Here is a 4,453-nt window from a genome sequence, read left to right as displayed (position 1 = left end):
GACGCGCCACGCCCCCGCCCGCGCCGTCCGCGCCGCCGCCGTACCGGCCGCCGGTGGTGGCGCAGGAGCGGGCCACTCCGGGCGCACCGGCCACCAAGCCCCCGATCCCGGTGAAGATCCTCGTCGCCGGGGGGTTCGGCGTCGGCAAGACCACCACGGTCGGTTCCATCTCGGAGATCGCCCCGCTGACCACCGAGGCGGAGATGACCAGCGCCGGGATCGGCGTCGACGACCCGGGGGTACGCTCCGCGAAGACCACCACCACGGTGGCGATGGACTTCGGCTGCGTGACCATCGACCGCAGCCTCAAGCTCTACCTCTTCGGTACGCCGGGCCAGGCGCGGTTCGGTTTCATGTGGGACGACCTGGCCCGCGGCGCGCTCGGCGCGCTGGTGGTGGTGGACAGCGCCCGGCTCGACGACTGCTACCCGGCGATCGACTTCTTCGAGCGGGCCGGGCTGCCCTTCGTGGTCGGGGTGAACGCCTTCGACGGCCGGCTGGCGCACGACCTCGGCGCCATCCGGTGGGCGCTGGCGATCGGCGACCACGTGCCGCTGGTGCAGTTCGACGCCCGGGACCGGCTCTCGGTACGGGACGCCCTGCTGGTCCTCCTGGACCGCGCGCTGGACCGGGCGATCCGGGAGAGGGGTTCGTAGAACCGCCCGTCGGTGCGACCCGTTCCGTGGAAAGGGGTGGACGTGATGCGAGGTGATCTGGACGAGACACTGGCCCGGCTGGCCCGCCGCGAGGAGGCGATGCGCCGCCGGGCGACCGGCCCCGGCGACGAGGCCGGTGGGGAGGAACCCCGGCCGGACGACCGGGACGCGGTCGAGGAGGTGGCCGAGGCGGTCCGCCGGGTGGTCGCGGCGTACCCCGGGATGGCGGTCACCCTCCGCGTGGAACACGGCGGGCAGGCGTACCCGCTGCGGGTCTCCTGGACCGGCCGGGACGTGACGGTCGGCGCGGAGGCCGCGGCCGTACCGCCGCCGGTCTGGCCGATGTCGGTGAAGACCGTGCCGGCGCCCGGGCAGGAGGGGCTGAACTCCGACCCGGCGGCCCGGCTCGCCGAGCTGATCCGGCGCGACCCCTCGCTGCTGGAGGACCCCGGCCCCCGGCCCTGACGCCACGGGTCCGGCACCGCGTGGTGCGGGCGGCTACTGTCGGGCGGTGGCGGAACCCGACCTGACCCTGACCGCGAGCCTGCGGCCGGCGGCGCTGGACGCCCGACGCGGCGTCGTCCGTCTGCACCCGGAGGTGTTGACCGCGCTGGCGCTGCGCCCCGGCGACCCGGTACGCCTGGCCGGCCGGCGGGTGACCGCCGGCATCGTGGCCCCGGCCGAACCGACCGCGAGCACCGCCCTGCTCTACGCGGACGACCTGCTCCTGGGCAACCTCGGCATCCGCGGCGGCGGGCAGGTGACGGTGAGCCCGCTGCCGGTGACCCCCGCCCGGCGGGTCACCCTCACCGGCCCGGTGGAGATCATCGCCGCGGTCTCCCCCGAGATGCTGCGGCTCGCCCTGCTCGGGAAGGTGGTCACCGCCGGGGACGACGTCTCGCTGCTGCCGCAGGACGTACTGCCCGACGCCGCGGTCCGCAGCCTCGTGGAGGCGGCGCGGCGGAGCCTGGCCAACACCGTCGGGTACGCCTGGACCAGCACGCTGCTCACCGTGGTCGCGGTCGAGCCGGACGCCGGCGCACTGGTCACCATGGACACCGTCGTCGGCTGGGAGCACGGCCCGGCCACCCGTGGCTCCAGCCCGGTCGGCCAGGACCCGGGCGGCCGGTTGAGCGCGGCGGCGACGCCGCGCACGGCCGGCACCGGGGCGGGGGCGGGGGCCGCGACACCGGGCGGCACCGACGTGGTCAAGGCGGAGGCGGCGCCGAGCGTCGACGAGCTGCCCGGGCTGCGCGCCCAGGCCGAGGAGCTGACCGAACTGCTCGACCTCGGGTTCCACCACCGCGAGGTGCTCGGCCGGCTGAGCACCACGGTCTCGCTGGGTGTCCTCGTCAGCGGCCCGGCCGGCTCGGGCAAGTCCGCGCTGGTCCGCGCCGTCGCCGCCCGGGTACGGGCCCGGGTCTGCCCGCTCTGGGCGCCCGAGGTGGCCGCGCTGAACAACGACGCGGCCGCCCGACGGCTGCGCGAGGCGGCCACCTCGGTACGCGCCGGCGGACCCGCCGTCCTGCTGGTCACCGACGTGGAGGCGCTCGCCCCGGCCGACGAGGCGGGCCCGGTCGCCACGGTGTTCCGGCAGGTGCTCGCCGAGACGCTGCGGGCCGGGGCGGCGGTGGTCTGCACCACCAGCCGTCCGGAGGCGGTGGACCCCGCGCTGCGCGCCCCGGACCTGCTCTCGCTGCGGATCACCGTTCCCCTGCCCGACCAGGCGCTGCGCCGGGAGCAGTTGACCGTGCTCACCCGGCAGGTGCCGCTGGCGGAGGACGTCCGCCTCGACGAGGTGGCCGGGCGTACCCCGGGGTTCGTCGCCGCCGACCTGGCCGCGCTGGTCCGGGAGGCCGGGGTACGGGCGGCGCTGCGGCAGAAGGCGGCGGAGACACCGACCGTGGCGATGGCCGACTTCACCGCCGCGTTGGAGGTGGTCCGGCCGACCACCATGGCGGCGTCCACCCTGGAGCTGGCCTCGGTGACCCTGGACGACGTCGGCGACCTGCACGAGGTGAAGGAGAGGCTGACCGAGTCGGTGCTCTGGCCGCTCACCTACCCGGACACCTTCGCCCGGCTGGGCGTGCAACCGCCGCGCGGGGTGCTGCTCTACGGTCCACCGGGCTGTGGCAAGACGTACCTGGTCACCGCGCTGGCCGGGTCCGGGCGGGCCAACGTGCTGTCGGTGAAGGGCGCGGAGCTGCTCTCCAAATGGGTCGGCGAGAGCGAACGGGCGGTCCGCGAGCTGTTCCGCCGGGCCCGGGAGGCGGCACCGACGCTGATCTTCCTGGACGAGGTGGACGCGCTCGCCCCGGTCCGCGGTCAGGCCAGCGACGGGGGTACCACGGACCGGGTGGTCGCCGCCCTGCTCACCGAGCTGGACGGGGTAGAGGCGCTGCGCAACGTGGTGGTGGTGGGCGCGACGAACCGGCCCGACCTGGTGGACCCGGCGCTGCTCCGCCCCGGCCGGCTGGAACGCCTGGTCTACGTGCCGCCGCCGGACGGCCCGGCCCGGGCCGAGATCCTCCGGGCCGCCGCCCGGAACGTGCCGCTCGCCCCCGACGTGGATCTGGCCGCGCTCGGCGCGGAGCTGGAAGGCTTCTCGGCGGCCGACTGCGCCGCGCTGGTCCGGGAGTCGGCCCTCGCCGCGATGCGGGAGTCGCTGACCGCCTCGACGGTCACCGCCGCGCACGTCGGGACCGCCCGCAAGCGCGTCCGCCCCTCCCTGGACCCGGCCCAGGTCGCCTGGCTGGCCGCGTACGCGGAGAAGCAGGCGCGCTGAGCGGCGAAGCCTGGACCATCGGGGCGCCTCCGCACAGCCGTGGGCCTGCCGGCTTCAGCGGCGCTGCTGTCCCACCGTCAGTCGGTGGGCAGCAGCGGGCCGAGGGGGCCGAGGTCGAGGTTGAGGTCCTCGGGGGACAGGCCGAAGTGCTCGCGGAGCTGGGTCATCTGCTCCTCCAGCGCCATCAGCGTGGCGCCGACCCGTTCGATCTGCTCCTCGGTGAGATCGCCCAGGTCGACCCGGCGCAGCGCCTGCCGTTCCATCAGCTGCCGCAGCAGCTCGACCACCGTGAGCACCAGGCTGGCCAGGCCGCGCTCGACCGAGTCCCGGTCCACCGCGAGCCGGCGGTCCAGCGGCCGTACCCGGGGGGCCTGCCACTGCGGCTCGCCCAGCGCCGCCGCCAGGTCGGCCGCCTCGTCGCGACTGCGGTCCGGCCCGCTCACGGCGCCACCTCCACGATCGACGGGCTTGCCGGCGGCAGTTCCGGCGGGGCGAGCGCACCGACCGAGGCGATCAGCGCGCGCAGCGAGATCCGGACCAGGTCGATGTCCGCGATGGCGAGGGTGATGTCCCCGCTGATCACGACACCGGCGGCGAGCACCCGGTCGAGCAGGTCGACCAGGGCCACCGGCCGGTAGGACAGCGGGTCGTCGGCGCTGCTCGGCGCCAGTGAGGTCACCGCCATGCCAACCTCCTCACCGCGGTCACGCCGCTTCCCGAACGGTGTGCGGCTCCGCCGACGGTTCGGCCACGAAGGAGTACGGCGGCCAGGGCCCGGTCAGCTCCAGCCGGATCTCCGGGTGCCGGTCGGCCAGCACGCCGACCAGCTCGGCGAAGCCGTCGAGAGCGGTGCGGTCGATCAGGTACGCGCCGTTGAGCACCATCGCGGTCGACGCACCGGAGAGCCGCCGGTCCTGCGGGGCGTGCCGGCGGGCGGCGACCGCGTACCCGGCCAGGGCGGTGTGCGCGGCGGCGGCCGCGTCGGCGGCGACCCGATGCCCCTCCTCGCGGG

Annotated in this window: 6 protein-coding genes; 3 read left to right on the top strand and 3 right to left on the bottom strand. The window is 76.1% G+C overall.

Annotated elements, in window-relative coordinates:
- The 3 genes from DKL51_RS08090 to DKL51_RS08080 all read left to right on the top strand — a co-directional run.
- The coding region (locus tag DKL51_RS08090; RefSeq protein WP_311768029.1) for a GTP-binding protein at positions 1-656 on the top strand (656 nt) is incomplete at its 5' end.
- 45 nt (positions 657-701) lie between these two features.
- On the top strand, positions 702-1,121 hold the full coding sequence (locus DKL51_RS08085) for a hypothetical protein (protein WP_109942679.1): 420 nt from the start codon (positions 702-704) through the stop codon (positions 1,119-1,121).
- Positions 1,122-1,167: 46 nt separating this feature from the next.
- The gene (locus DKL51_RS08080) at positions 1,168-3,441 is read left to right on the top strand and encodes an AAA family ATPase (RefSeq protein WP_124811898.1); all 2,274 of its coding nucleotides are present in this window, start codon (positions 1,168-1,170) and stop codon (positions 3,439-3,441) included.
- A gap of 77 nt (positions 3,442-3,518) precedes the next feature.
- On the opposite strand, the gene DKL51_RS08075 is transcribed toward DKL51_RS08080, so the two are convergent.
- The 3 genes from DKL51_RS08075 to DKL51_RS08065 all read right to left on the bottom strand — a co-directional run.
- Complete coding sequence (locus tag DKL51_RS08075; RefSeq protein WP_221623147.1) at positions 3,519-3,884, bottom strand: gas vesicle protein K; 366 nt, start codon at positions 3,882-3,884, stop codon at positions 3,519-3,521.
- Positions 3,881-4,126, bottom strand: coding sequence for a gas vesicle protein (locus tag DKL51_RS08070; RefSeq protein WP_185734746.1), 246 nt, complete (start codon positions 4,124-4,126; stop codon positions 3,881-3,883). The genes DKL51_RS08075 and DKL51_RS08070 overlap by 4 nt, the downstream gene beginning before the upstream one ends.
- 19 nt (positions 4,127-4,145) lie before the next feature.
- A partial coding sequence (locus tag DKL51_RS08065) for a GvpL/GvpF family gas vesicle protein (RefSeq protein WP_185734745.1) occupies positions 4,146-4,453 on the bottom strand: 308 nt, incomplete at its 5' end.

This window comes from Micromonospora globispora, assembly GCF_003857015.1.
Classification (GTDB): Bacteria; Actinomycetota; Actinomycetes; order Mycobacteriales; family Micromonosporaceae; genus Micromonospora; species Micromonospora globispora.
This window is presented reverse-complemented; position numbering and strand designations above follow the sequence as displayed.